Source organism: Streptomyces ochraceiscleroticus (assembly GCF_000720485.1).
Lineage (GTDB): Bacteria > Actinomycetota > Actinomycetes > Streptomycetales > Streptomycetaceae > Streptomyces > Streptomyces ochraceiscleroticus.
In genome coordinates this window covers 1-292 of sequence record NZ_JOAX01000129.1, presented here as the reverse complement: position 1 = coordinate 292, position 292 = coordinate 1, and the positions used below count along the sequence as shown (strand labels likewise).

The 292-nt window shown below is 70.5% G+C and carries 1 pseudogene; it reads left to right on the top strand.

Annotation, left to right across the window (positions count from 1 at the left end):
- Positions 1 to 292, top strand: a pseudogene (locus IG84_RS38605) (acetyl-/propionyl-CoA carboxylase subunit alpha); the annotation flags it as partial.

Below are 292 nucleotides of genomic sequence, written 5' to 3'. Positions count from 1 at the left end.
GCGCCTGGATGCGGGTGTGGAGTCCGGCAGCGTCATCGGCCCGGCCTGGGACTCCCTGCTCGCCAAGCTCATCGTCACCGGCGCCACCCGCCAGCAGGCCCTGCAGCGCGCCGCCCGCGCCCTGAACGAATTCACCGTCGAGGGCATGGCCACCGCCATCCCCTTCCACCAGACCGTCGTGAAGGACCCGGCCTTCGCCCCGGAGCTGACCGGCTCGAGCGAGCCGTTCCAGGTCCACACCCGCTGGATCGAGACCGAGTTCGTCAACGACATCAAGCCGTTCACCGCGCCC